Consider the following 24,655-nt stretch of genomic DNA (forward strand, 5'->3'; position numbering starts at 1 on the left):
CTCTTGGGGATAGCTTGGCGGAAAATCAGGCCTCAACGCATGGTTACCGCCACATGTGCACCGGTTGTCCCGTCAGGGCAAGTTCGTGGTATCGCCGCACCATGGCTCCGGTATCCCCACCGCAAGCCGCCAGCGCCTCGCGCTGCCACACCGATCCGGTACGGCGCAGCCGCGTCCGCTGGGCGATCACGTCGAGCGCGGCGTCGGCGTCGCCGGGCACCACGCCCGCCTTCAGCAGCGCCGCCCTGGCCTCCGGCAGCAGGTTCAGCACCAGGTCGGCGGCAGGGTGCTCGGTGTCGACGCCCGGCCAGGAGAGCTTGGCGTCCAGGCCGTGCATGGCCGCCCGGTAGAAGTTCTGGTACGCCTGCCCGAAGGGGTACCCGGTCAGGTCCCGCTCGGCCAGCGCGAGCGTGAGGCCGAGCATGAACGCCGTGTTGGCCGCCATGTCCGCGGGCGTCGGCCCGGCGGGCAGGGCGCGCATCTCGATCCTCAGGTGCCCGCCGTCGGCCGGGTCGTAGACGGGGCGGTTCCACTGCCACACCGTGCCCTGGTGCAGCCGCAGCTCCGGCAGGTCGTCCGGCCCGGCGTCCTCGGCGATCTCCGGCATCACCGGGTCGTAGTCGTGCACGTAGCGCTCGAACACCTCGTAGGCGCCCTCGGTCACCCAGCCGGAGCCGAAGGCGACCCGCCCGTCCTTGCGGTAGAGGCGGAACAGGTCGCGGTCGCCGGACGCCTCCTCGAACAGCGCGATCCGCGTCTCCTCCCACAGCTCCCTGCCCAGGAAGAGCGGCGAGTTGCCGGCGGCGGCGAGCACGGGGCCGATGGCGACCTGGGCGGCGTTGTACAGGCGGGCGAAGTCGGCGGGCGCGGTGCGCAGGTGGACCTGCCAGGAGGTGTTGGCGCTCTCCAGGATCACGTCCTCCACCTCCAGCTCCAGCTCCGCCCCACCCGTCCCTTCGATCCTGACCAGGTACGGCTCCAGCCGCAGCCGCCGCATCCCCCGGCCCATCGCCCGGTAGCGGGCCTCGTCGCTGATCGACTGGGAGGTGAAGTCCCCGGTGCCGAGCGTGGGCAGGATGCCGATCGGCAGCGCGCCGCCGCCGGGCTCGTCGGCCGCGGCGGCGCGGTCGACCAGCTCCAGCACCTCCCGCATCTCCTCGCCGAGCGCCTCGAAGGGGCGACCGGTCAGCGGCAGCGGGGTGAGGTTGGCCTCCAGGTTGTAGCGGCCCAGCTCCAGGGTGAGGCGGGGGTCGCCGATCGCGGCGCGCAGTTCCTCGTTGCGCCGCAGCGGTCTGGCTCGCGCGTCGATGAGGAAGAGTTCGAGCTCGGCGCCGATCGTCACCGGGCCCTCACCGAAGCCCGGCCGGTCGAGCAGCTCGCGCAGCCTGGCGAGTTGCTCGTGGAGCAGTTCCCCGAAGCGCTGGTAGTCCGCCTCAGAGAAGCGCTCCTTCTTCATCCCCTGACCCATCAGGATTTCCCCCTTTTGCACCTTCACCCCCTCCCTGTCCGGACAGACCGATTCCACACCTCACCAGCCGAGAACCCCGCCGTCCTGCGGGAAGAAGTCCGGCGCCGCCTCCCCCCTCGCATTGCGCGGGTTGCGGGAGTTGACCCTAAGCTCATGAGATGCGCGCGGTTGCCTTTGACATCTTCGGTGGGGACCTGGACCTTCGCGAGGTCCCCGACCCCACGCCGAGCCCTGGCGGAGCGGTCATCAAGGTCGAGGCGACCGGCTTGTGCCGCAGCGACTGGCACGGCTGGCAGGGCCACGACCCCGACATAGCGGTGCTGCCGCACGTTCCCGGCCACGAGCTGGCCGGCGTCGTGGCCGAGGTCGGCTCCGACGTGCGCGGCTGGCGGCCCGGCGCACGGGTGACCGTCCCGTTCATCTGCGCCTGCGGCACATGTGCCGCCTGCGCCACCGGCGACCAGCAGGTCTGCGAACGGCAGACGCAGCCGGGCTTCACCCACTGGGGATCCTTCGCCGACTACGTGGCGATCGAGCACGCCGACGTCAACCTGGTCGCGATGCCCGAGGAGATGGCCTTCGGCACCGCCGCGGGCCTCGGCTGCCGCTTCGCCACCGCCTTCCGGGCGATCGTCCAGGTCGGGCGGGCGCGCCCCGGCGAGTGGGTGGCCGTGCACGGCTGCGGCGGCGTGGGCCTGTCCGCGGTGATGATCGCGGCGGCGACCGGCGCGCGGGTGGTGGCCGTCGACGTCAGCTCCGAGGCGCTGCACCTGGCCGAGCGGGCCGGCGCCACCCACTTCGTGAACGCCTCGGCGGGCGACGCCGCCGCCCAGGTCAGGGAGCTCACCAGGGGCGGCGCGCACGTCTCGCTCGACGCCCTGGGCAGCCCGGCCACCTGCGCCGCCTCCGTGCTCGGCCTGCGCCGCCGCGGCCGGCACGTGCAGGTCGGGCTGCTGCCGGGCGGGTCGACCCCGGTCCCGATGGACCGGGTGGTCGGCTACGAGCTGCGGGTGCTGGGCAGCCACGGCATGGCCGCGCACGCCTACCCGCAGATGCTGGAGCTGATCAGGGCCGGGATCCTGCACCCCGACCAGCTCATCACCCGCCGGATCGGGCTGCCCGACGCGGGCAAGGCACTGGCCGCGATGGGCTCCGTGCCGGGCGTCACCATGATCATCCCTTGACGCCGGGGGCCGGTCCCGCCTCGCCGAGGCTCGTGAAGCCCTCCCGCAGAACCAGCGTGACCGGGTGCTCCTCGCCCAGCGCGGCCTCACTGCGGCGCAGTCCCCAGCCGAGCAGCGCGGCGGCCTCCTTCGGGCCCGCCGACATCGCCAGGTTGCCCACCGCCGCCAGGGTACGCGGGTGCTCCTCGCCGAACGCCTCCAGGGAATCCAGCGCGACCCTGGCGTACAGCGTCCTCGCCTCGTCCCGCTCGCCGAGGGCGGTCAGCACGGAGGCGAGGTTGTTCGCCGCGGTCAGGCTCAGCGGATCGGGGCCCGGCCAGGCGGCGAGTACCCGGGTGAGCAGGTCGCGGGCCCGCTCGTGCTCGCCCAGGTCGCGCAGCAGCAGGGCCAGGTTGTTCATCGCGGTCAGCGTCCCGGGGTGGTTGTCCGGCAGCGTCCGCGCGCAGCCCTCGACCTCCTCCTCGTAGAGCTCCCGCGCCTGCTTCAGCATGCCGAGCTCCTTCAGCACCAGGGCGAGGTTGCCGATGGAGGCGAGCGTCTCGGGGTTGCGCGGGCCCAGCGTGATCCTGCGGATCTCCAGCACCTTGAAGTGCAGTTCGCGGGCCTGCCGCAGGTCGCCGAGCCGGCGCAGCACGGACGCCTGGTAGCCGATCGACCGCAGGGTGGCCGGATGCTCCGCGCCGAACGCCTCTGCGCACAGGCCGGCGGCGCGGGCGAAATGCCGGTGGGCCTCGGCGTACTCGCCCTGGGCGTCCAGGTGCAGGCCGATCCGGTGCCGCAGGTACACCGCGTCGAGCGGCTGGTCCACCTGCCCCTCCAAGTGGGCCAGCACCTGCTGGGCGTGCGGCATGAGCGCGGCGAAGATCGCCCGGGAGGCGGGCGCGTCCTCCTCCGGCAGAGCCTCGTGCAGCAACCGGACGGCCGCGACGGTCCACCGCTCGCTCGTCCAGGCCGACGAGCGGTCGAAGTCCTTCGCCCGGAAGAGTCCAGGCCACCGCCACCCGCGGCGCCTGGCGACGAGGTCCCGGGTGACCTCCTGCACCAGCGGGTGTACCTGGAAGCGTCCCGCGACCTGGTCCCGGCCGATCAGCGAGGTGTCGAGGAGCAGCCGGTAGACCTCGTCCAGCCGGAGCGGGTCGCGGGCGGCCTCGGCCAGCTCGCGTGGTAGGACCCGGGGCAGGACCGTGACCAGCTCGCGCGGGATGCCCGAGGGGGCCAGGAACGCGGCCAGGCCGAGCAACTGGGCCGCCGCCGGGTTCTCGCCCGCCACCCGGTCGAAGGCGGTCTTGAAGGTGGCCGCGACCGACAGGTAACCCTCTCCCTCCGCGCCGTGCGCGAGGATGTGGCGGCTGTGCTCGAAACGGTCCAGGAAGTCGGCCAGGCCGATGCCGGTCCTCGCGCAGTAGGCGGCGCTCTGCTCCAGGGCGAGCGGCAGGCCGCCGAGCCGGGCGGCGATGCGTCGCGCGGCGGGCTCGTCGGGGTCGCCGGTACGTGCCAACAGGTATCTGGCGGCCCCCTTGACATCGAAGGAGGTGACCTCCAGCACGGCGGCGACGGTGTCCCAGCGGTGGTGCCGGGAGGTGATGACGACCTCTCCCCCGGCGGGCGGGACGATCCCGGCGATCGTCGCCGGATCGGGCACGTCATCGTAGACCAGCAGCCAGCGCCGGCGCCGGGCGAGGTGGTCGATCACGCGCTGAGCCGAGCGTTCCAGGTCCTCGTCCGCGAGCCCGAGACGGGCGGCCAGTTCGGCCAGCCCCGCGAGCGCCGACAGCCGGTCGCCGGCGTGGATCCACCAGGCCACCTGCACGGTTCCGCGGCGGGTGGCGGCGTGCGCGGCGGCGAGCTGGGTCTTGCCGACGCCGCCCACGCCACGGAGCACGACGCGGGAGCCGGGTGAGGCCATCGACCTGAGCTCGGCCAGCTCCCGCCGCCTGCCGGTGAAGGTGCGCACCGGAGCCGGGATGTTGACGGACTCGCCCGGCGCGCCCGGGGGCGCGGTGACGGCGGCCGGGCGCTCGGGGGCCGCGCCGCCCCTGCGCTCCAGCCACCAGGCGAGCACCCCGCCCGCGGCGAGCGTGGCGAACCCGGTCGCGAACTCGTTCACCTCGAACAGGGCGCCGCTGGCGCCGCCGAGGAGGAACAGCAGGGCGGCGCCCAGCGCGATCCTGCCTCGTGACGTCATGAAGCGGACCCGTCGCCGAGGCCCAGCACGCGCATCACCTGCCGGACCGGCGGCGAGCCGTCGCTCGGGCCGCCCGGGGCCCGATGGCGCACCACGTCGTGCTGGAGTTCCCGTTCCAGGGCCCGTTGCCCCGGCTGGTAGATGCTGCGCCGCTCGTCCAGCAGCCGGTCGTACTCGCTGGTGCCGAACATCAGCCGCAGCCAGAGCGGCAGGCTGCCGAGCAGGACGAACAGCAGCCTGACCAGCCACACGGCGACCTGCGTCGACGGCGAGCCGTCGACGAGCCGCTGGAACGCCTCCGTCCGGGCCAGGAGCCCGCCCCCGGCCGGCGGGCCGATCTCGGCCTCGAAGACCTTCATCAGCAGGGGCTCCGCGACGGTCAGGCCGATCAGGAAGCTCAGCAGCAGCCGCGGCGCCATCACCCGGACCCGCGTCCAGCCGCCATACCCCCGGGTGGTGAGCAGGATCCACTGGTCCAGGATGAGCATCATGATGCCCCAGACGAGCGCCAACGGCACCAGGAAACCGGGCCGGACACCCATCATGCCGAGCGCGACCCCGGTCGACCCCGACGACACCGCGACGGCGCTCAGCAAGGCCGCGCCCAGCAGGGTGTAGCGCGGACGTTCGTACGGCGTCCAGCGCAGGAGGTCCTCGTTCGCGCCCGCCAGCGCGCGTAACCAGCGTCCCCAGGTCGATCCGCCCATGCGCCCTCTCACCCGCACCTGTTCACCTGGTCCGAGTAGATCACGGCGATCGCGCCTAGAGCCGGTGAACCTTGAGTCTGCCTCCCCAGCGCTCGATCGCCTTGTCGTCGGCGAAGGCCATGGCGCGCATCATGTTGCCGCCGTCGGTGCTCTTGACCGTGCGGCGCAGCCGCTCGCACAGGGGCTCGGGCAGCCTGGCCGTACCCGCCTCGATCGTGTCGCCGAAGTGCGGGGTGAAGGCGACCCCGGCGAATCCGGTACGGCCGAGCAGCGTCGGCAGCGTGTCGGCGGAGTAGAACATCAGGTGGTTCCTGGTGAAGCCGCTCCACGCCGAGCCGTACGCCTTGAGCAGCAGCGACCGGGCGTTGACGGTCAGGATGAGCAGCACCCCGCCGGGCGCCAGCAGGCGGCGGAAGCGCTCGAAGTCCTCCAGCGGCCGGGGCAGGTGCGCCAGCACCGACCAGAGCGTGATGACGTCGAAGCCGCCGCCGGCGATCTCCGGCACGTCATCCGGGGCGCCGAAGTAGGCTCTCGCCGTGGTCAGCCTGGCATTGGCCTGCGCGACCGAGTCGGGAGAGAGGTCCACCCCGCACGCGTCGAAGCCCCTGGCCTCGGCCAGTTCCAGGAACAGTCCCGCGCCTGAGCCGAAGTCGAGCAGCCGCCGCCCCTCGCCGTCGTCGAAGACCGGTGCGAACGCCTCCATGGTGAGCGCGTAGCGGCGCTGCCGGTTGGCGGCGTACTTGCCGGTCAGGAAGCCGCTGTAGCCGTTGGCGTACAGGTCGCCGAGCCGTTCGGGCCGCACGTTCGGGTTGCGGTAGAGGAAGCCGCAGGCCGGGCAGCGGACCACCCGGTAGCGCCAGCCCTTGTCCCCGGTCGGCTCGAACAGCGGCTGCTGGCGGGACTCCCCGCACATCATGCAGGCCAGGAACTCCTCGATGCCGCCCAGTGGCACCTTCGCCCGATAGTCGTCCAGTGAGAGCACCGGTGCCCGGCGCAGGCGCAGCCGCCACTGTGCCTCACGGATCCACCGCTCGCCCCCGCGCACGTAGACCCGCTGTCCCCACGGGACCCGGTCATAGCGGGACCCGTACACCAGTTTTCCGATTGACACCATTCCCGCACCCCTTTCCCCTTCACCGACTATGACACGCGACCACCCCACCGGCGATCATCTGCGGTTCATGGGCTGTCCTAGGCTGAGAAACATGGATTACACCCGACTTGGCACCACCGGTTTGACGGTCTCGAGGATCTGCCTCGGCATGATGAGCTACGGTGACCCGGCCAAGATGGAATGGACGCTCCCCGAGGACCGGGCGGAGCCGATCATCCGCAGGGCCGTGGACGCCGGCGTGACCTTCTTCGACACCGCCGACGTCTACAGCGACGGCGCCAGCGAGGTCGTCACCGGCAACGTCCTGCGCCGCCTCTTCGCCCGCCGCGAGGAGTACGTCCTGGCCACCAAGGTCTACTTCCCGATGGGCCGGGGCCGCAACGACCGGGGCCTGTCGCGCAAGCACATCCTGTCCGCGATCGACGCCTCGCTCACCCGCCTGGGCACCGACCACGTGGACCTGTACCAGATCCACCGCTGGGACGACGAGACCCCGATCGAGGAGACCATGGAGGCGCTCCACGAGGTGGTCAGGTCGGGCAAGGCCCGCTACATCGGCGCCTCGTCCATGTGGGCGTGGCAGTTCGCCAAGGCCCAGCACGTGGCCGAGTCCCACGGCTGGACCAGGTTCGTGTCCATGCAGAACCATCTCAACCTGCTCTACCGCGAGGAGGAGCGGGAGATGCTGCCGCTCTGCGCCGACCAGGGCGTGGGCGTCCTGCCGTGGAGCCCGCTGGCCCGCGGCGTCCTGGCCCGCGCCGGCTCCGCCACCTCGGGTACGGCCCGCAGCGGCACCGACGCCCGCATCGGCGCGCTCTACGACCCCGAGAACGACCAGGCCATCCTGGACCGGGTCGCCCAGGTGGCCCGCGACCGCGACCTGCCCGCGGCCCAGATCGCCCTGGCCTGGCTCCTGCGGCAGCCCGGGGTGACGGCCCCGATCGTCGGCGCGACCAAGGACCGCCACGTGGACGACGCGGTCGCGGCGACCGCCGTCCACCTGACCGACAAGGAACTCACCTTCCTCACCGAGCCCTACCGGCCCCGCGAGGTGCGCATTTGACATCCTCCACCGCCTGAAGTGAAGGCGGGGGATTCCAACGGCGACTACCCCACGGGGAGGCGGTCGTGTTGAGGTTCACGGTTCTCGGGCTCGCCCAACGGCGGGCCTCCCCGTGCGGCCACCGCATGCCCTGCGGCAGTGTCTCGAACATTGCGGGCCGCGTTCACGTCGGCGTTGTCCCGCCACCCACAGGCCACACACAGGAAGAAAGCTTGGCTCTCACGACTCTCCCTGGCGACATGCCCGCAGGTATTGCAGATCTGCGACGTGAACGCGGATTGCCGAACAAACTACCGAACGTCACCGACAGAATCAGGAGAACACAGTGATCCGAAGCACCGCGCCTCCTCCCCACCCCGAAAAACGGGCCAGTCCACGCTGTAGGTGTTCGGTGAAATGGAGCAGGACCGCAGAGTCGCGTCATGCCTCGAGGACTTTCCCTTATCGGGCGAAAGTGCATTTTTTCACACAAGGCGCACTACGAGAAAATATACAACTGTATTTATAATAAGGACAGTTGTATATTCCCTCGATGAGGAGCCGGATTAATCCGGCTCCTCATCGTGATCAGGTTACGGGGTGGTCAGGGTCTGGTCGGCGGTGGCGGCGGTCCAGTACAGGGCGCGGGCGACCTGGGGGAACTGGCCCTTGGGGTGGTTGCGGAAGAGGGGTTCGGTGCCGAACAGGACCACGGCGGCACCTCGCTCGTCACGGCCGCTGACCACGGCCGCCTGGCCTCGGGCCGCGTCCTGGCCGCCGGTGCCGTCGGCGTTGGGGCGCCAGTGGCCGGAGACCAGCGGGCCGTCGGCGGCGTAGGACTGCTCGATCTTCACCTCGGCGCCCAGCGCGGTGAACCAGCGGGGCGAGTAGACGAAGGCGTGCTCGGGCGAGCCCGTGCCGACCGGGCCCGGAGCCGAGGTGACCTTGACGACGCCGTTGGCGTCGCCGCGGCCCGGCACGTGGGTGGCGGTGAGCAGGCCGGCCGCCGCGTTGAACGTCGCGCCGGTGCCGCCCCTGGTGACGACGCCGCCCTTGGCGAGGTAGGCGTCGAGCGCCGACTTGGCGGCCGGGTTGAGCGCGGTGTGGGACAGGCCACTGGAGACGTACAGGGCGTCGGTGGAGCTCCAGTCGAAGCCCGCGTTGAGGATCGCGGTCGAGACCGGGGTGACCGAGAAGCCCAGCTCGCGGAGCGTGAACAGTTCGTCGGCCGAGGCGGCCGCCGCGATGCGGACCTTCGGCAGCGGGGTGCCGGTGGCCGAGCCCGCCCTGGTGAAGGCCACGCCGTACCGGTCGGAGACGGTTCTGGCGGCGGTGCGGGCGGAGGCGGGGACGAGCGCGGTGCCGTCGGCGGCCAGCGAGAGCGCGACGCCCTGGCCGAGCAGGTCGTTGACGGCCTGGACCTCCTTGCCGTCGGTGATCTTCAGCGCCAGCGCGCCGCCGCCCCGGGGGATCGAGCCGGTGGGCCCGGCGGCCTTCACCGGGGTGCCGCGCACGTCCAGCCTGCGGTCGGTGACGGCGTCGACGGTGGCGCCCCAGAGCAGGGCGTGGCTCCAGCCGGAGATGTCGTACATGGCGTCGACTCGCGGGCTCATGTCGGCGCCGGGCTCCAGCATGACGTTGGCGATGCCGCGCTTGGGCTGGTGCATGTCGACGACGTACGAACCGGCGGGGTAGTGCTTGCCGCCCGCCCGGAAGGAGCGGGTCGCGCGCTCGACCCTGACGTCGTTGGCCACCAGGTGGTCGACCAGGCGGGCCGCCGCGGTCGCCGAGCGCTGCCCGTCGCCGCCGGGGATGACGTAGGCGCGCGGGAAGGTGGTGTTGTAGACGTCCTCGGGGCCGAAGCCGGGCACGATGCCGAGCGGGACGGTCCTGGACGGCTCGCCCGCCTCGCCGCGCCTGAACATCTCGATCTGGTCGGCGACCAGCTTCTCCCGGTTGGTCCTGACGAAGGTGTTGGTGGCGCGCATCGCGGCGGCGGCGATGTCGACGTTGATCGCCGAGCGGCGGCGCAGTTCGGTGACGGGCAGGTTGGTGTAGTCGGAGCCGTTCACCCGCATCGGGAACTCGATGGTGTGCGAGGCGACCGCGCCCTGGAAGGGGGCGTACTGCGGGGTGAAGATCGGCGGCCAGTCGTCCCAGCCCTCGGCGGAGTCGCGGAAGGGGATCTGCGGCGGGAAGGTGCCGTCCTTCTCGGGCGTGTAGCCGAGCGCGTTGATCGCCGACTCCATGCCGAGGGCGTTGGCGTAGGCGTTCTTGATGAACAGGTCGTACTCGTAGTTGGCGCCGTGCGGCGGGGTGGTCGGCTCGATCAGCGTGCCGTTCACGTAGCCGTGCAGGTCGATCATGACGACCGGCTGGGTGTCGATCATGATCTGGCGCATCGCCCTGGCCTCGGGCTGCGAGGCGGTGATGAAGTCCCGGTTGAGGTCGAAGCCGTTGCCGTTGGTACGGACGCCGGCGACCCTGCCGTCGGGGTTGGCGGTGATGTTGAAGTACAGCCGCGAGTGCGCCAGCAGGTCTGTGACCTCGGGGGCGGGGCTGGTGGCGAGCTCCTCGATGACGCGCAGCGCGGCGTCGGTGCCCTCCCACTCGTTGCCGTGGATGTTGTCGTTGATGAAGACCGGCGCCTTGTAGTTCCTGCGCACGTCCCGGTCGCGGGCCGCCCTGGCCGGGTCGTTCTCGATCCGCTCGCGCATCCGCTCCTGGGCCCTGGCCTGGGACGAGCTCTCCGGCGCGGTCACGGTCACCAGGTACATGTCCCGCCCGCCGGCCGAGCGGCCGAGGAGTTCGGCGCTGACCCGGTCGCCCTTGGCCTGCAGCTCGTTGAGCTTCCCGGCGATGGCGTGGTGCGGGACGAGGCCGAGTTTGACGGAGGCGTCGGCGGGGTTCTCCGGGGGGATGGGCAGCTGGGTCCTGCGCGGGTAGCCGCGGGTGCGATCGTGGCGGAAGGGCGCGACCTCGCCGGGTCCGGCCTGCCGCGCCGCGGCGGCGGCCCGGTCCTCGATGGTCGAGGCCTCGTCGTTGCGCTCGGGGCCGTTCCCGAAGTCTCGTACGGCACGCTCGGGCGGGGTCACGGGGTCGGCGACGGCCGTACCTGCTGGGAGGAGAAAAAGCGCCATTAGAGGGATGACGATGCGTCTGCGCAAGGATGCCTCCTTTGGAGGGATTTGATGCGATCACAAAGTGTCATGCCGGACGCCCCCGTGACGAGCCCCCGTACCGATCCGTGATCTGTCGGTGGCGCCTTCTAGGCTGGGCCCATGGCACGGGCAAACGACGAGGCGGCCGCCGCCCTCCAGGAGTACGCAGAGCTGTTCGCGCTGACCGGGGGCGACGCCTTCAGGGTCCGCAGCTACCAGAAGGCGGCCAAGGCGATCGCCGGCTTCCCCGAGGACATCGCGCAGGTCAATGTGCGGAGCGTGCCGGGGGTGGGCGAGGCGATCGCCAAGAAGATGGAGGAGTTCCTGCTGCGCGGGAGCTTCCGGCAACTCGACGACCTTCGCGGCCGGGTGCCCGACGGGGTGCGGCGGCTGACCACCGTGCCCTCGCTGGGGCCGAAGACGGCCATCATGCTGTTCGAGGACTACGGCATCGACTCCCCCGCCGCGCTGGCCGAGGCGATCGGGGCCGGGCGGCTGGCGGGCGTCAAGGGGCTCGGCGCCAAGACGCTGGCCAACCTGCTCAAGGGCGTCGAGCAACTGGAGCAGTCCGGCCGCCGGGTGCACATCGGGGTGGCGATGGAGCTGGCGGAGAAGGTGATGGGCTCGCTCGGCGCCGAGCGCATGGCCTACGCGGGGTCGCTGCGGCGGATGAAGGACACGATCGGCGACATCGACATCCTCGCCGTGGCACCCGTCTCGATCATGGAGGAGTTCCGCGCCCAGCCCTATGTCGCGGAGGTGATCGCGGCGGGCGACAAGAAGACCTCGATCCGCACCACCTCGGGCGTGCAGGTAGACCTGCGGGTGGTGCCCGGTGAGTCGTGGGGCGCCGCGATGCAGTACTTCACCGGCTCCAAGGAGCACAACGTGACGATCCGGGAGATCGCGGTGAAGAAGGGCTGGAAGCTGTCGGAGTACGGCCTGTTCGAGGGCGAGCGGGTGATCGCCTCGGAGTCCGAGGAGGAGATCTACGCCGCGCTCGGCATGCAGTTCGTGCCGCCGCCGCTGCGCGAGGACGGCGGCGAGGTGCGGGCGGCGCTGCGCGGCGAGCTGCCCGAGCTGGTCACGCTGGCGGAGCTGAAGGGCGACCTGCACACGCACACCGACCTGACCGACGGCATCGCCTCGCTGGAGGACATGGTGGCGGCGGGCGCGGCGCGCGGCTACGCCTACTACGCGGTCACCGATCACGCGCCCGACCTGGCCATGCAGCGGATGACGCTGGACAAGGCCCTGGAGCAGCGCGGGCGCCTGCTGGAGCTTCAACAGAAGTATCCGGACATGCGGCTGCTGCACGGGAGCGAGCTCAACATCGCCCCCGACGGCTCGGTGGACTGGCCGGGCGAGATCCTGCGAGGGTTCGACGTCTGCGTGGCCTCGGTGCACTCGCACTTCACCCAGTCGCGCGAGGAGATGACCCGCCGCTTCATCGCCGCCTGCGAGAACCCGTATGTCGACATCATCGGCCACCCCACCACCCGCAAGATCGGCAAGCGCGAGCCGGTGGACGCCGACTGGGACGCCGTCTTCCGGGCCGCCGCCCGCACCCGCACCGCCATGGAGATCGACTCCTACCCCGACCGCTCCGACCTGCCCGCCGACCTGGTCAAGCTGGCCAAGCACCACGGGGTGAAGTTCTCCGTCGACAGCGACTCGCACGCCATCCCGCACCTGGCCAACCAACGCTATGGCATCGGCATCGCCCAGCGGGCGTGGCTCACCGCCGACGACGTGATCAACACCTGGCCACTGGACCGCCTGCGAGCCTTCATCGGGCGTTGACCGTGGTGAGGACTCCTGTGCCGGGCGACGCGGTCGGCGGCCGGGGCCTTACCGCCGGGACGCGATCGCGTCGGCGACCCTGGTGGCCAGGGCCATGATGGTGAGCGACGGGTTGACCGACAGGGAGGCGGGGATCAGGGAGGCGTCGCCGACGTACAGGCCGGTGACGTCGTGGCTCTGGCCGTCGGCGCCGACGACCGAGCGGGCCGGGTCGTCGCCCATGGGGGCGCTGCCCTGCACGTGGGAGGTGGTCAGGCCGGTCCAGACGACGCGGGAGGCTCCGGCCGCGCGCAGGACGTCCGCGGCGAAGGCCAGGCCGTCGGACAGGCGGCGGCGTTCGAGGCCGGACAGCCGCTTGCGGAAGACGTCGCCCGGTTCGGCGGTGGCGGTGTTGTCGTCGGTGGCCATCACCAGCAGGCCCGCCCACCTGCGGTAGTCCCGGACGACCTCGGTCAGCTCGGTCCCCCACAGCGGCAGCCCCGCCTCGTCGACGAGGCTCGCCGCGAAGGCCACGGGGTCCTGGATGGTGGTCGCCTCCATGACGAAGTCCCGCTGGAAGTCCAGGCAGTGCGCGGTGATCGGGTACACCTGGTGGCAGTCCTGGATCTCGTCGAACAGGCCGTAGACCAGGCGGGCCGGGTGCAGGCCCAGCGTCCGCCCGGCCAGCCGGGTGGACGGGCTGTCGATGGCCGCGTAGCCGGGGCTGGCGCGCAGGATCTGCGGCGTGTTCAGCGCTCCGGCGGCGAGCACGACCGTGGCCGCGCGGACGGTGCCGCCCGCGTGCTCGACGCCGGTGACGCGCCCGTCCTCGACCAGCACCCGCTGGACGGTCACCCCGGTCGCCACCCGGATCTCGCCCCTGGCCATGGCGGGGGCCAGCCAGGTGTTGAGGGCGTTCTTCCCGGCGTTGGTGGGGCAGCCCTGCAGGCAGGAGCCGCACCTGCTGCAGTTGAAGTCGGTGTAGGAGTCCACGGGTGCCAGGTCGGCGCCGAGGGCTTGGAAGCCGCGCCGTACCGTGTGCACGCTGGGCGGCCAGTCGGCGCGGACGCGCACGCCGAGGTCGGCCTCCACCCGCTGGTAGTACGGCTCCAGGTCGGCGAGGGTGAACGGCTCGCCGGTGGGGCCGAGCAGGCCGGTGCGCTCGTGGAAGGCGGCCACGTCGAAGTCGGCGGCGCGTAGGGCGACCTTGGTGTTGATCAGGGTGGTGCCGCCGACGCAGCGTCCGCTCAGCAGGGCCAGCGGGCGTTCGCCCTCGATCTCGGCGAAGCGCGTGGGCCACCACAGGCGGTGGTTGGCCTCCAGCTCGAAGCGGGTGTGCGCGGCCGCCGTGCGCAGCTGCCCGGCCTCCAGGACGAGTACGTCGAGCCCGGCCCGGCCGAGCTGCGCGGCGATCAGGCCGCCGCCCGCCCCCGACCCGACGACCACCACGTCGGCCTCGGCGTCCCCCAGGTCCCCGGTCCGGGGAACCTCGTCGAGGAACGACCAGTCCTTGCGCAGCCGGGCCGCCTGGGGCGGGTGGAAGCCGATGTCGTCGTGGCCGGTCGGGCCGGTGTGGCCGGGGGCGGCGTAGTCGCCGTAGTACGCCTCCACCGCCAGGGCGCGGACCAGGTCGAAGGCGGGGGTTCCGGCCAGGGCCGCCAGGTCGTCGGCGGCGGTGAGTGTGGCCACGGCGGCGGCCACCTCGGGGCGGTCCCGGGCGGTGCGGGCGAGGTACCCGGCCGCCCCGACCCGGCCCGCACCGGGAACCAGGCGTTCACAGAGCAAGTCCATCGGTCCTCCGTTGCGGTGCGGTCAGTGGAGGGCTGAGCCGCCGTCGATGTTGAGGGTCTGGCCGGTCAGGAAGCCGCTGCCGGGGTCGCAGACGTACAGGAGGGTCGAGATCAGGTCGGCGGGTTCCCCGGTGCGGGGGATCCGCTGGGTGGCCCTGACGCGGGCGAAGCCGCCGTCGGCGCCGGTGCTGCGCTCGGCGGTGGCGGTTCTGGTCAGCCCGGGGGCGATGGTGTTCACGGTGATCCCGTCCCCGCCGAGGAGGGTGGCGAGGGACCTGGTGAGGCCGATGATCGCGGCTTTGGAGGTGGTGTAGGCGACGAGGTCGGGCGGGCCGACGAACACGGCGGCCGACGCGATGTTCACGATGCGCCCCCACCCGGCCGCCCGCAGGTACGGCACCGCCGCCTGACTCACGTAGAACGGCCCCTCGACGTTGATCCGCAGCATCCGCCGCAGGTCGTCGGGCGTGGTCTGCTCGAACGGGATCGGCGGGTACACGCCCGCGTTGTTCACCACCACGTGCAGCCCGCCGAACCGGTCGGCCACCTCGGCCATCGCGGCCGTCACCTGGGCGGGGTCGGAGACGTCGGCGGTCAGCGGCAGGAAGGCGCCGCCGATCCGCTCGGCGGTGGCGGACTGGTCGGCGACGTCGATCCCGGCGACCAGGGCCCCCTCGGCGGCCAGCGCGGCGGCGAACTCCCGCCCGAGGCCGTCGGCGGCCCCGGTCACCACCGCCACGCGGCGGGTCAGTCCTGTGGTGGCCCTGTCACTCATGCGTGTTCCCGTTTCCGTTCCGGCCCGTCGCCGCGACGCGCAGGATCTCCTGTTCGGTCAGTTCGGCGCCGCTCAGCTCGGCGGCCACCCGGCCCTTGCGGAACACCACGACCCGGTCGCAGAGCTGGACGAGCTCGCCCAGGTCGGTCGAGGTCAGCAGGACGACCCGGCCCTCGGCGGCGAGCTCGCGGACGATGGCGTGCATCTCGGCCTTCGCGCCGACGTCGACGCCTCTGGTCGGGTCGTCGAGCAGGACGACCTCCGGTCCCGCCTCCAGCCACTTCGCGAACACCACCTTCTGCTGGTTGCCGCCGGACAGCTGGCCTGCCGTCTGGTCGGGCCCGGCGGCCCGGATGCCCAGCCTGCGCATCGCAGCGCTGGTGCGGGCCCGCAGGTCCCCGGTCCGCAGCAAGGTCCCGGTACGGCCCAGCGCCACGGCCCGCACCTGGGCGATGTTCTCCCACAGGGGTTTGTCGAGCATGAGGCCGAGCCGCTTGCGGTCGCTGGGCACGACGGCCACGCCGCCGGAGATGGCCCGCTCCAGCGAGCGCGGCCGGGGAGCGCCGCCGGGCAGCCGTACCTCGCCCTCGGCCGGGTTCCGCAGGCCGCACACCACCTCCAGCACGGCGGTCTGCCCGGCCCCGGCGAGCCCGGCCAGCCCGACGATCTCCCCGTGCCCCACCGTGAGATCGACTCCGCGCAGGACTCCGGGCACGGTCACCCCGCGCAGCGTCACCCCGGCCCGCCGGGGCCCGGCCTCCGCGCCGGGCCGCGCGGCGGCCTCCGGCGAAGCGGCGGACGGTTCCGGGGCCGGGGTGCGGTCGCCGAGCATGGCGTGGACGATGCTGTCGATGGTCACCTCGCCGATCGGCGCGCCCGACAGCACGTTGCGCCCGTCGCGCAGCACCGTGACCGCGTCGCAGAGCTGCAGCACCTCTTCGAGCAGGTGCGACACGTACACGACGCCGACCTGGCGGGCCCGCAGCGCGGCCAGGATGCGCAGCAGCCGGGCCACCGCGTCCGACTGCAGCGCGGAGGTGGGCTCGTCGAGGATCAGCACCGCCGGGTCCTCCAGCAGCGCTCTGGCGATCTCCACGAGCTGCCGTTCGGCCAGGGTCAGCTCGGCCACCCGGGTGCCGACCGGCCGGTGGAACTCCAGCTCGGCCAGCACCGGCGCCGCCCTGGCCGCCATCGCCGCCCGGTCGATCAGCACCCCGGCCCGCCGGGGGCGGCAGGCGGGGAAGAGGTTGGCCAGCACGTCGAGGTCGGGGAAGAGGCTGAGCTCCTGGGAGACGACCGCGACCCCGCGCGCGGCCGCCTGTCTGGTCGAGCCGTACCGTACGGCCTCGCCGCGCAGCTCCAGCGTGCCCTCGTCCGGCCGGAGCGCCCCGGCCAGCACCTTGACCAGCGTGGACTTGCCCGCCCCGTTCTCGCCGAGCAGGGCGTGCACGGTCCCGGGCTCCAGCGTCAGGGACGCGCCGTCGAGCGCGACCACGCCGCCGAAGCGCTTGCTGATCCGGGTGGCGACGTACATCGTCACTTCGCCTCGGCGATCGGCCTGAGCTTGCTCTCGATCTCGGCGAAGTACGCCTCCGCCTTGGGCTTGAGCCAGTCCCGCTTGGACTGCTCGGAGGACTGCCTGGCGGTGATCTCGTCGATGTTCGCCTCGGTGACCAGCAGGTGGCCGGGGTCGATCCAGCCTTCGGGCAGCGGCTTGCCCGCCTTGGCCGCCTCGGCCAGCAGGCGGATGGCGACGTACCCCTTGAAGTAGTGCTCGGGCGACATGACGGCGAAGTTGGTGCCGTCCTTGACCGCCTGCAGCGCCTTGGCGTCCAGGTCGAAGGCGGCGGTGAGGTAGCTGCCGCCGTTGGTCTGCTTGGCCTTGGCCAGGTTGTAGGAGTCGGCGTCGCCGGTGCCGAGGAAGGCCAGCGCCTTCGGGTGGGCCTTGACCAGGCCGTTCCAGATGTCGAAGTTGACGGCGGGGTCGTTCTTGGTCTCGAACGGGCCGAGCACCTTCACTCCGGGCAGTTTCTCGGTGAAGGCGTCCTTCATCCCGTTGGCGCGTTCGTCGAGGACGGGCACGCCGGGGTTGCTGGTGCCGAGCACGACCTCGCCGGTGGCTCCGGCGGGCAGCCGCCTGATCGCCTCCTCGGCGAGGGCGCGGCCGGCCGCCCGGTTGTCGTTGCCGATGTAGAGGCCGACGTTGCTGCCGGGGGCGGGCACGGTGTCCACGCCGACCAGGCGGATGTTGCGGGCGGCGAGGTCGGCGAGCGGGCGGACGAACAGCTCGGGGGCGAGGTCCTCGATGGCGATGCCGTCGGGGGCGGTGCGGCCGAGGTCGCCGAAGAGCTTGACCTGGGCCGGCGGGTCGATCTGGTTGGGCGCGCTGATCTGCAGGTCGACGTCGCCGACGACGTCGTTGGCGTACTTGCCGCCCGCGGCCATCTCCTGGGCGAAGTCCAGGTCGGTGGTGGCCAGTGAGAACCCGATCTTGGGGATGTCGTCGCCCGCTCCTCCGCTGGAGCAGGCGGCCGTCAGGGCCAGGCAGAGGGCGAGGGCGCCGGACAGGGCACGATTCATGGGTTGCTCCAGGTCAGAGGGTGGAGTCGGCGGCCGTACCCCGGCGGCGCAGCAGCGCGTCGAGCGCGACCGCGAGCAGGATGACGATGCCGGTGGCGAACAGGCTCCAGTTGATGGGCACGCCGAAGTAGACGAGGCCGCTGGCGACGGTGCCGAGGATGACGGTGCCGAGCAGCGAGCCCCAGACGGTTCCGGAGCCGCCGCGCAGCGGGGTGCCGCCGATGATGGCGGCGGCGATGGCCTGCAACTCGTACCCCTGGCCGATGGTGGGCTGGCCGGAGGCGAAGAAGCCGAGGGTGAGCACGCCGGCGACGCCGGCCAGCGCGCCCGACAGCACGAGGACCTGCAGCCGGACGCGCGGGATGGAGATGCCGGAGAAGCGGGCGGCGTCCGGGTTGGAGCCGATGGCCCGGACCCGGAAGCCGAACGGGGTGGCCTTGAACACCACGGTGAGGACGGCGCCGACGGCCAGCAGCACCCAGATGGAGGTGGGCACGCCGAGCAGGTCGCCGCCGACGACGGCGAAGAATCCGTCGTCCCTGGGCAGCCCGGCGACCTGGCGGCCCTCGCTGAGCGCGAGCCCGAGGCCGCGGAAGACCGACAGGGTGCCGAGCGTGGCGATGATCGAGGGGATTCTGAGCACGTTGCAGAGCAGCCCGTTGACCAGGCCGAGCAGCGCGCCGACGCCGATGCCGGCCAGCGCCGCCAGCCACGGGTTGACGCCGCCGCGCATCAGCATGGCGCCGGCGATGAGGCTGAGGGCGTAGGTGGAGCCGACCGACAGGTCCAGTTCGCGCATGGCCAGCAGGTACGTCATGCCGCAGGCGAGCACGCCGACGAAGGCGGCCTGCCGTACCACGTCGATGAGCTGGGCGCGGTCGAGGAAGTCGGGGTGGAAGGCGCCGATGCCGAGCACCAGCGCGACGAGCACCACGACGACGCCCACCTCGTCGACGCCGAAGACGCGGCGCAGCAGCCCGCGGGCGGGGGGCGGCGGCGGTGCCTCCGCGGCCTGATCGTTCACGGGGACTCCTAGAAGGGGTAGGGCTCGATGGGGCCCTGCACGGTGATCCAGCGGGTCTCGGTGAAGGCTTCGACGTTAGCGGCGGCGCCGCCGAAGCGGGAGCCGGTGCCGGAGGCGCCGACCCCGCCGAAGGGGGCGACGGCCTCGTCGTCGACGGTCTGGTCGTTGATGTGCACGATGCCGGTGGGGATGCGTTCGGCCAGGTCCAGGCCCTTCATCGCGTCGCCGGTGAGGATGCCGAGGGACAGGCCGTACGCGCTGTCGGCGGCCAGCGCGGCGGCCTCGTCCAGCGTCGCGAACGGCAGGACGGGCGCGACCGGGCCGAAGACCTCCGCGGCGTAGGCGGGGCTGTCGCGCCCGACCCCGGCCAGCACGGTCGGCCGGTAGAACAGCTCCTCGTAGGTGCCCCCGGCGGCGAGCCTGGCGCCGCCGGAGACGGTGGCGGTCACCAAGGCGTGGATCTTGTCGCGCTGGCCGGCGTCGATGATCGGGCCGAGGGCGACGTCCTGGGTGTACGGGTCCCCCACCGGCATGGCGTCGGCCTTGGCGGCCAGCCGCTCGACGTACTCCTCGGCCAGGTCGCGGTGGACGAGGTGGCGGCCGGTGGTCATGCAGATCTGGCCCTGGTGGAAGAAGGAGCCCCAGGCTGCGGCGGAGACGGCGCGGTCCAGGTCGGCGTCGTCCAGCACGATCAGCGCGGAGTTGCCGCCGAGCTCCAGGTGGGCGCGCTTGAGGTGGCGGGCGGTGGCCTCGCCGACCCGGCGCCCGGCGGCGGTGGAGCCGGTGAAGGAGATGACCCGCACGTGCGGGTCGGCGACCAGCGCCTCGCCCGCGTCCACCCAGCCGGGCAGCACGTGCAGGACGTCCCGCGGCAGCCCGGCCTCCTCCAGGACGCGGGCGATGGCCACGCCCGCGCACACGGCGGTGCGGGGGTCGGGTTTGAGCACGACCGCGTTGCCGAGCGCCAGGGCGGGGGCGACGGAGCGGATGCCGAGGATGAGCGGGGCGTTGAACGGGGCGATGACGCCGACGACGCCCGCGGGGACGCGGCGGGCCAGGCTGAGCCGCTTCTTGGCGGTCGGCAGGATCTCGCCGAGGGGGTGGGAGGCGAGCGCGGCGGCCTCGAAGCACTCCTGCGCGGCCACATGGGTCTCGAATCCGGCCTTGCCGCGGATCGAGCCCGCCTCCCTGATGAGCCAGTCCTGGATCTCGTTGGCGTGCCGCTCGAAGAGCGCGCCGGCGCGGCGCAGGACGGCGGCGCGCTCCTCGAAGGAGATCTCGGCCCAGGCGCGCTGGGCGGCGGCGGCGCGGGCGCAGGCGGCGGCCATCTCGGCGGGGGTGGCGATGCCGGCCCTGCCGAGTTCGGCTCCGGTGGCGGGCTCGGTCACCGCCCGGTGGCCGAGCGCCTCGGTCCAGCCGCCGGTGAACAGGGACCCGCTCCAGATCTTGGGGTCGAGCAGCGTCATCGCGAGGCCTCTCAGGGGCGGAAGTCGGGGTCGGGGGTGACAGCCACGTCGAGCAGCAGGGGTTCGTCCCTGGCGGCCAGGCCGGGGATCACCTCGTCCAGGACGCGGAGCAGCTCGTCGTGGTCGTCCACGCGGAGCGAGGGGCAGCCGAAGGAGGTGGCCAGACCGCTCAGGCTGACCTCCTCGAAGGCGGGCCAGGGCGCCTTGCCGGCGCCGTGCGCCTCGGCCAGGCGGTCCATCACCGCGTAGCGGCCGTTGGACAGCACGACGAACAGCACGCCGGCGCGGTAGCGGGCGGCGCTCCAGAGGGCCTGGATGCCGTAGACGGCCGAACCGTCGCCGACGACGGCCACCACGGGCCGGTGCGGGACGCCCATCCTGAGGCCGACGGCGGCGGGCAGGGCGAATCCGAGCCCGCCCATGGCGGCCGAGACGAAGCCGAGGGGGCGGCGGGCGGGCAGCAGGCGGTGCAGGTCGGGGCGGGAGGAGGGGGTCTCCTCGACGACGACGGCGTCGGGCGGCAGCCGTACGGCGAGTGCGGCCAGCACGTGCGCGGCCCGCAGCGGCTCGCCGGGAGCGGGCGGCGGCGGCCCCTCCCGCGAGACCCGTGGCGCGCGGACCGTCTCCCCCCGCGGGCGCCTGTCGGAGGGCAGGGCCGCGACCAGGCGCTCGCAGACGGCAGGCAGGTCGGCCAGCACCGCGAGGTCGGCGGGGCTGCGGTGGGCCTCGGCGGGGTCGTCGGTGACCAGGGCGATCTTGGTGCCCGGCTCCAGCAGCGGCCCCGGCTGGTAGGGGTAGTGCCGGAACACCGGCGCCCCCACGACCAGCACCAGGTCGTGCCCGGCGAGGGCCTCGCGCTGCTGGGCGCGCCCGGCCGGGAGGACCCCGGCGAACAGCGGGTGGTCCTGCGGGAATCCGGCCCGCGCCCCGAACGACTCCTGCCACACCGGGCAGCGCAGCCGGTCGGCCAGCTCCACCAGCGCCGACCAGGCGGCCGGGTGGTCGGCGCCCGCGCCGGTGACCAGCGCGGGTGAGGCGGCCCCGGCGACCAGGGCGACCAGGTCGGCGATCCCGGCCTCCGGCACCGAGGCGGGCCGGTGCAGGGCGAGCGGCGCGGCGACGACCTGGCCGGCGGGCATCTCGGCGGCCCAGTCGTCCATGGGCACCACGACCAGCGCGGGCCCCCGGCCGGTGCCGGCCTCGTGCCAGGCGCGCGCGATGGCGCCCGGCACGTCCTGCGCCCTGAGCGGCTGGTCGGTCCAGACGGGGTAGTCGCCGGCCAGGCCGGTCAGCCGCCCGGTGAGGAAGGGTTCGAGGGCCAGGTGCCGCCGGTCCTGCTGGCCGACGAGGACGACCAGCGGTGCCCGGTTCACCCGGGCCGTGGCGATCGCGCCGACGGCGTTGCCCAGCCCGGCGGTGGTGTGCAGGATGGCCAGCGCGGGCCGCCCGGTCGCGATGGCCTGCCCGGTGGCCAGGCCCACCACGGACCCCTCGTGCAGGGCGAGCACGAACGACAGGTCGTCGGGCAGCCCGGCGAGGAGGGAGACCTCGGTGGATCCCGGGTTGGCGTAGAGGGTGGTCATCCCGTGGCGCCGCAGAACCGAGAACGTTGCGTCCCGAACGGTGGGCAAGGGCCCTCCCATGTTCGTCTGGCGAACTGTCGTTCGCTGTATGCGTGTTGCGCAGACGCTAAGTGGTGACATCGGTCACGTCAACGGGCATCTCATCAACTGTTTGGTAACAAATGATTTCCTCCAATGTTCGCGTACAGAACGACTGTTCGCCATGCGAACGGCACTCTATAGTGACGTCCACCCAAGCGAGGAGGAGCCGATGGAGCAGCCCCCCGAGCGGGCAGCCGAGTACGTCCAGTCGCTCGCCCGCGGCCTGATGGTGATCCGGGCGTTCGACGCCGAACATCCGGCAATGACGCTCAGCGACGTGGCCCGCTCGACCGGCCTGACCAGGGCGGCGGCCCGCAGGTTCCTGTTCACCCTGGCCGAGCTCGGCTACGTGCGCTCCGACGGGCGGCTGTTCACGCTCACGCCCCGGATCCTGGAGCTCGGCTACGCCTACCTGTCCGGCATGACGCTGCCCGAGGTGGCCCAGCCGCACCTGGAACGGCTGGCCGCCGAGGTGCACGAGTCGGCGTCGGCGGCGGTGCTCGACGGCGACGACGTGGTGTACGTCGCGAGGGTGGCCACCTCCCGGATCATGCGGGTGAGCATCAACATCGGCACCCGCTTCCCCGCCCACCCCACCTCCATGGGGCGGGTGCTGCTGGCCGGGCTGCCGCCGGAGGGGCTGGCCGCCTACCTGGAGCGGGCCGAGCTGCCCGCCTACACCGCCAGGACCGTCACCTCCCCCGCCGCGTTCCGGGCCGAGATCGACCGGGTCAGGGCGCGCGGCTGGGCCATGGTGGACCAGGAGTTCGAGGAGGGCCTGCGGTCCATGGCCGCGCCGGTGCGCGACGCGTCCGGCCAGGTGGTGGCCGCGATCAACCTGTCCTTTCACGCCAGCCGTACCTCCGTCGACGTCGCCCGCCGTGACTCCCTGCCGCTCCTGCTGGCCGCCGCCGCGCGGGTCGAGGCGGACCTGCTCGACACCGGCACGCAGGTGGCCCCCTACCGAGGGACGTTCACCCGCTGAGCCGGGTGTGCACGACCTGGCCGCCGAACACGGTCATGGCCACCGGCACGGCGGCCACCTCGGCGGGCGGCACCTCGCCGAGCGCCGCGTCGACCACGCACAGGTCGGCGACCTTGCCCGGGGTCAGGCTGCCCTTCCACGACTCGGCGAAGTCCTGCCAGGCCCCGTTCACCGTGTAGGTGCGCAGCGCCTGGTCCAGCGTCAGTCGTTCGGCCTCGCCCGCGACCCGGCCGCTGGCTTCGGCCCGGCGGGTCAGCAGCGCGGCCAGCCCGGCCCGCCAGTCGGGCGGCGTGACGGGGCAGTCGGAGCTGGAGGTGACGTTCACCCCGGCGGCCAGCGCGGAGGCGGCCGGCCACTCCCGCTCGGTCAGCTCGTCGCCGAACAGCTCCCTGGTCTGCTCGGCGACCAGCGCCTGCAGCCGGGGCTGGATGTTCAGCCCGAAGCCGAGCGCGGCCAGCCGGGTCAGCGCCGCGGGCGAGACGTACTGCCCGTGGATCACGTAGTGCCGGGCGTCGGGCCGCGGATCGCCCGCGACGGCGGCGGCCAGCGCCCGCACCACCTCGTCGATCCCCCTGTCGCCGACCACGTGCACGCCCACCTGCAGGCCCGCCTGGTGCGCGAGCCTGACCATCTCGGCCAGTTCCTCGCCCCTGGCCGCGTCGGAGGCGCCGCGCACGCACAGCCCGCCGTGGCCGCCCTCCGGGTACTCCTCGTGCATCCAGGCGGTCCTCGCCGGGGGGATGCCGTCGGCGAAGATCTTCACGCCGAGCACGTTGAGCAGCCGGGGGTCCACGTCCTCCAGCGGGTCGCGGGCCGACAGGTACCCCTTCAGGTCCGGTACCGAGGCGCCCGACATGCCGCTGGGCAGCGCGAGCACGCTCACCCTGGCCCGCAGTTCGCCCTCGCGGGCCAGCGAGGCGTAGGCGTCGAGGGTGGCCTCGCCGAGCGCGCCGAAGAACAGCCGCTCGCCGCCGGGGCCGAGGCCTGGCTCGGTGAAGCTGGTGACGCCCTCCCGGTGCATGATGGCGACCGCGGCCCGGACCAGTTCCCTGCGCTCGGCGAAGGTGGGCAGGGGCACCGCCCGCTGCAGCAGTTCCTGCGCCGCGTTGTCGAGCAGCCCGGTCGGCAGCCCCGCCCCGTCCACCACGACCCCGTCGGTCACCGGCCCGTCGATCCCGGCCAGCTCGAAGGCCAGCGAGTTGGCCCAGGTGCGGTGCCCGGAGAAGTCCTGCAGCAGCACGGGATGGTACGGCGCGACCGCGTCCAGGTCGGCCCGGTGCGGCAGGCGCCCCTCCTCCAGGTAGCCCGCGTCCCAGCCGGTCCCCCTGATCCACTCCCCCTCGGGCGTGCGCCGAACCGCCTCGGCGACCCGCGCGAGCACGTCCGCGATCGACCGCACCTCGGGATAGACGAGGCTCATCACGTACGGCGGACGCCCCGCCGCGTGCCCGCAGGCGTGCGCGTGCGCGTCGTTGATCCCCGGCAGCAGGGTACGGCCCGCCAGATCGACCACCTCGGTCCGCGGCCCGGCCCACCCGCCGGGCCCGTCACCGACGTGGACGATCAGCCCGTCCTTCACCGCGATGGCGCGGGCTCGCGGCCGTGCGCCGTCCATCGTGCGGACGTCGGCGTTGACGAGCAGCAGATCGGCACCGCCCATCCCTGCCTCCCAATTTCGTTAGGTTCCATACGATAAAGTGCTGCCTCATGCTGAACAAGTCGTTTCAT

The 24,655-nt window shown here is 72.8% G+C and carries 17 protein-coding genes and 1 pseudogene; 4 read left to right on the forward strand and 14 right to left on the reverse strand.

Features of this window, described 5'->3' with window-relative positions; all coding sequences use genetic code 11:
* Positions 1-43: 43 nt before the first annotated feature.
* Positions 44-1,468 (reverse strand): glutamate--cysteine ligase, encoded by a 1,425-nt coding sequence (locus tag ABZ911_RS08840; protein ID WP_358053495.1) that lies wholly within the window; start codon positions 1,466-1,468, stop codon positions 44-46.
* Positions 1,469-1,626: 158 nt separating this feature from the next.
* Here ABZ911_RS08840 and ABZ911_RS08845 point away from each other — a divergent pair, with 158 nt between their 5' ends.
* Positions 1,627-2,652, forward strand: a complete 1,026-nt coding sequence (locus tag ABZ911_RS08845) for a zinc-dependent alcohol dehydrogenase family protein (RefSeq protein WP_358053496.1) — start codon at positions 1,627-1,629, stop codon at positions 2,650-2,652.
* On the opposite strand, the gene ABZ911_RS08850 is transcribed toward ABZ911_RS08845, so the two are convergent.
* Genes ABZ911_RS08850 through ABZ911_RS08860 form a run of 3 tightly spaced genes read right to left on the reverse strand, consistent with a single transcriptional unit; the run spans position 2,642 to position 6,658 of the window.
* Complete coding sequence (locus ABZ911_RS08850) at positions 2,642-4,837, reverse strand: tetratricopeptide repeat protein (protein ID WP_358053498.1); 2,196 nt, start codon at positions 4,835-4,837, stop codon at positions 2,642-2,644. The two genes, ABZ911_RS08845 and ABZ911_RS08850, sit on opposite strands and share 11 nt — an antisense overlap.
* The gene (locus ABZ911_RS08855) at positions 4,834-5,544 is read right to left on the reverse strand and encodes a DUF4407 domain-containing protein (protein ID WP_358053500.1); all 711 of its coding nucleotides are present in this window, start codon (positions 5,542-5,544) and stop codon (positions 4,834-4,836) included. Before ABZ911_RS08855 ends, ABZ911_RS08850 begins: the two co-directional genes overlap by 4 nt.
* Before the next feature lie 55 nt (positions 5,545-5,599).
* Positions 5,600-6,658 carry a class I SAM-dependent methyltransferase gene (locus ABZ911_RS08860; RefSeq protein ID WP_358053503.1) on the reverse strand — a complete coding sequence of 353 codons (1,059 nt, stop codon included), beginning with the start codon at positions 6,656-6,658 and terminating at the stop codon, positions 5,600-5,602.
* 91 nt (positions 6,659-6,749) lie between these two features.
* Between ABZ911_RS08860 and ABZ911_RS08865 the strand changes: the two genes are divergently transcribed.
* Positions 6,750-7,721 (forward strand): aldo/keto reductase, encoded by a 972-nt coding sequence (locus tag ABZ911_RS08865; protein ID WP_358053505.1) that lies wholly within the window; start codon positions 6,750-6,752, stop codon positions 7,719-7,721.
* A gap of 44 nt (positions 7,722-7,765) precedes the next feature.
* Here the strand turns inward: ABZ911_RS08865 and ABZ911_RS08870 are convergent.
* Both ABZ911_RS08870 and ABZ911_RS08875 read right to left on the reverse strand, forming a co-directional pair.
* A pseudogene (locus tag ABZ911_RS08870) lies at positions 7,766-7,990 on the reverse strand (zinc ribbon domain-containing protein); the annotation flags it as partial.
* Between the two features lie 303 nt (positions 7,991-8,293).
* Positions 8,294-10,867, reverse strand: a complete 2,574-nt coding sequence (locus tag ABZ911_RS08875) for a M14 family zinc carboxypeptidase (protein WP_358053507.1) — start codon at positions 10,865-10,867, stop codon at positions 8,294-8,296.
* 114 nt (positions 10,868-10,981) lie between these two features.
* On the opposite strand from ABZ911_RS08875, the gene polX reads away from it, so the two are divergent.
* Entirely contained in the window at positions 10,982-12,664 is a 1,683-nt protein-coding gene (gene polX / locus ABZ911_RS08880) for a DNA polymerase/3'-5' exonuclease PolX (RefSeq protein WP_358053509.1), read from the forward strand.
* A gap of 48 nt (positions 12,665-12,712) precedes the next feature.
* On the opposite strand, the gene ABZ911_RS08885 is transcribed toward polX, so the two are convergent.
* Genes ABZ911_RS08885 through ABZ911_RS08915 form a run of 7 tightly spaced genes read right to left on the reverse strand, consistent with a single transcriptional unit; the run spans position 12,713 to position 21,921 of the window.
* Positions 12,713-14,434, reverse strand: coding sequence for a GMC family oxidoreductase (locus tag ABZ911_RS08885; protein WP_358053511.1), 1,722 nt, complete (start codon positions 14,432-14,434; stop codon positions 12,713-12,715).
* Positions 14,435-14,455: 21 nt separating this feature from the next.
* Complete coding sequence (locus ABZ911_RS08890) at positions 14,456-15,208, reverse strand: SDR family oxidoreductase (protein WP_358053513.1); 753 nt, start codon at positions 15,206-15,208, stop codon at positions 14,456-14,458.
* Positions 15,201-16,742 (reverse strand): sugar ABC transporter ATP-binding protein, encoded by a 1,542-nt coding sequence (locus ABZ911_RS08895; RefSeq protein WP_358053516.1) that lies wholly within the window; start codon positions 16,740-16,742, stop codon positions 15,201-15,203. The genes ABZ911_RS08890 and ABZ911_RS08895 overlap by 8 nt, the downstream gene beginning before the upstream one ends.
* A 2-nt stretch (positions 16,743-16,744) precedes the next feature.
* Positions 16,745-17,788, reverse strand: coding sequence for a substrate-binding domain-containing protein (locus ABZ911_RS08900; protein ID WP_358053518.1), 1,044 nt, complete (start codon positions 17,786-17,788; stop codon positions 16,745-16,747).
* Positions 17,789-17,801: 13 nt separating this feature from the next.
* Entirely contained in the window at positions 17,802-18,812 is a 1,011-nt protein-coding gene (locus ABZ911_RS08905; RefSeq protein WP_358053520.1) for an ABC transporter permease, read from the reverse strand.
* 8 nt (positions 18,813-18,820) lie between these two features.
* Positions 18,821-20,278: a benzaldehyde dehydrogenase gene (locus tag ABZ911_RS08910; RefSeq protein WP_358053522.1), complete on the reverse strand. Its 1,458-nt coding sequence runs from the start codon at positions 20,276-20,278 to the stop codon at positions 18,821-18,823.
* An 11-nt stretch (positions 20,279-20,289) separates the two neighbouring features.
* Positions 20,290-21,921 (reverse strand): thiamine pyrophosphate-dependent enzyme, encoded by a 1,632-nt coding sequence (locus tag ABZ911_RS08915; RefSeq protein ID WP_358053524.1) that lies wholly within the window; start codon positions 21,919-21,921, stop codon positions 20,290-20,292.
* A gap of 190 nt (positions 21,922-22,111) precedes the next feature.
* Here ABZ911_RS08915 and ABZ911_RS08920 point away from each other — a divergent pair, with 190 nt between their 5' ends.
* Positions 22,112-22,927: an IclR family transcriptional regulator C-terminal domain-containing protein gene (locus ABZ911_RS08920; RefSeq protein WP_358053526.1), complete on the forward strand. Its 816-nt coding sequence runs from the start codon at positions 22,112-22,114 to the stop codon at positions 22,925-22,927.
* Here ABZ911_RS08920 and ABZ911_RS08925 read toward each other — a convergent pair.
* Complete coding sequence (locus tag ABZ911_RS08925) at positions 22,917-24,587, reverse strand: amidohydrolase (protein WP_358053529.1); 1,671 nt, start codon at positions 24,585-24,587, stop codon at positions 22,917-22,919. The genes ABZ911_RS08920 and ABZ911_RS08925 overlap by 11 nt on opposite strands.
* Positions 24,588-24,655 lie beyond the last annotated feature (68 nt).

Source organism: Nonomuraea sp. NPDC046570, from assembly GCF_040645915.1.
Classification (GTDB): Bacteria; Actinomycetota; Actinomycetes; order Streptosporangiales; family Streptosporangiaceae; genus Nonomuraea.

Excerpts from the sequence above, each read along its gene's own strand:
- ABZ911_RS08840 (WP_358053495.1), bottom strand. The coding sequence starts at position 1,468 with ATGGGTCAGGGGATGAAGAAGGAGCGCTTCTCTGAGGCGGACTACCAG.
- ABZ911_RS08845 (WP_358053496.1), top strand. The coding sequence starts at position 1,627 with ATGCGCGCGGTTGCCTTTGACATCTTCGGTGGGGACCTGGACCTTCGC.
- ABZ911_RS08850 (WP_358053498.1), bottom strand. The coding sequence starts at position 4,837 with ATGACGTCACGAGGCAGGATCGCGCTGGGCGCCGCCCTGCTGTTCCTC.
- ABZ911_RS08855 (WP_358053500.1), bottom strand. The coding sequence starts at position 5,544 with ATGGGCGGATCGACCTGGGGACGCTGGTTACGCGCGCTGGCGGGCGCG.
- ABZ911_RS08860 (WP_358053503.1), bottom strand. The coding sequence starts at position 6,658 with ATGGTGTCAATCGGAAAACTGGTGTACGGGTCCCGCTATGACCGGGTC.
- ABZ911_RS08865 (WP_358053505.1), top strand. The coding sequence starts at position 6,750 with ATGGATTACACCCGACTTGGCACCACCGGTTTGACGGTCTCGAGGATC.
- polX (WP_358053509.1), top strand. The coding sequence starts at position 10,982 with ATGGCACGGGCAAACGACGAGGCGGCCGCCGCCCTCCAGGAGTACGCA.
- ABZ911_RS08885 (WP_358053511.1), bottom strand. The coding sequence starts at position 14,434 with ATGGACTTGCTCTGTGAACGCCTGGTTCCCGGTGCGGGCCGGGTCGGG.
- ABZ911_RS08890 (WP_358053513.1), bottom strand. The coding sequence starts at position 15,208 with ATGAGTGACAGGGCCACCACAGGACTGACCCGCCGCGTGGCGGTGGTG.
- ABZ911_RS08895 (WP_358053516.1), bottom strand. The coding sequence starts at position 16,742 with ATGTACGTCGCCACCCGGATCAGCAAGCGCTTCGGCGGCGTGGTCGCG.
- ABZ911_RS08900 (WP_358053518.1), bottom strand. The coding sequence starts at position 17,788 with ATGAATCGTGCCCTGTCCGGCGCCCTCGCCCTCTGCCTGGCCCTGACG.
- ABZ911_RS08910 (WP_358053522.1), bottom strand. The coding sequence starts at position 20,278 with ATGACGCTGCTCGACCCCAAGATCTGGAGCGGGTCCCTGTTCACCGGC.
- ABZ911_RS08915 (WP_358053524.1), bottom strand. The coding sequence starts at position 21,921 with ATGGGAGGGCCCTTGCCCACCGTTCGGGACGCAACGTTCTCGGTTCTG.
- ABZ911_RS08920 (WP_358053526.1), top strand. The coding sequence starts at position 22,112 with ATGGAGCAGCCCCCCGAGCGGGCAGCCGAGTACGTCCAGTCGCTCGCC.
- ABZ911_RS08925 (WP_358053529.1), bottom strand. The coding sequence starts at position 24,587 with ATGGGCGGTGCCGATCTGCTGCTCGTCAACGCCGACGTCCGCACGATG.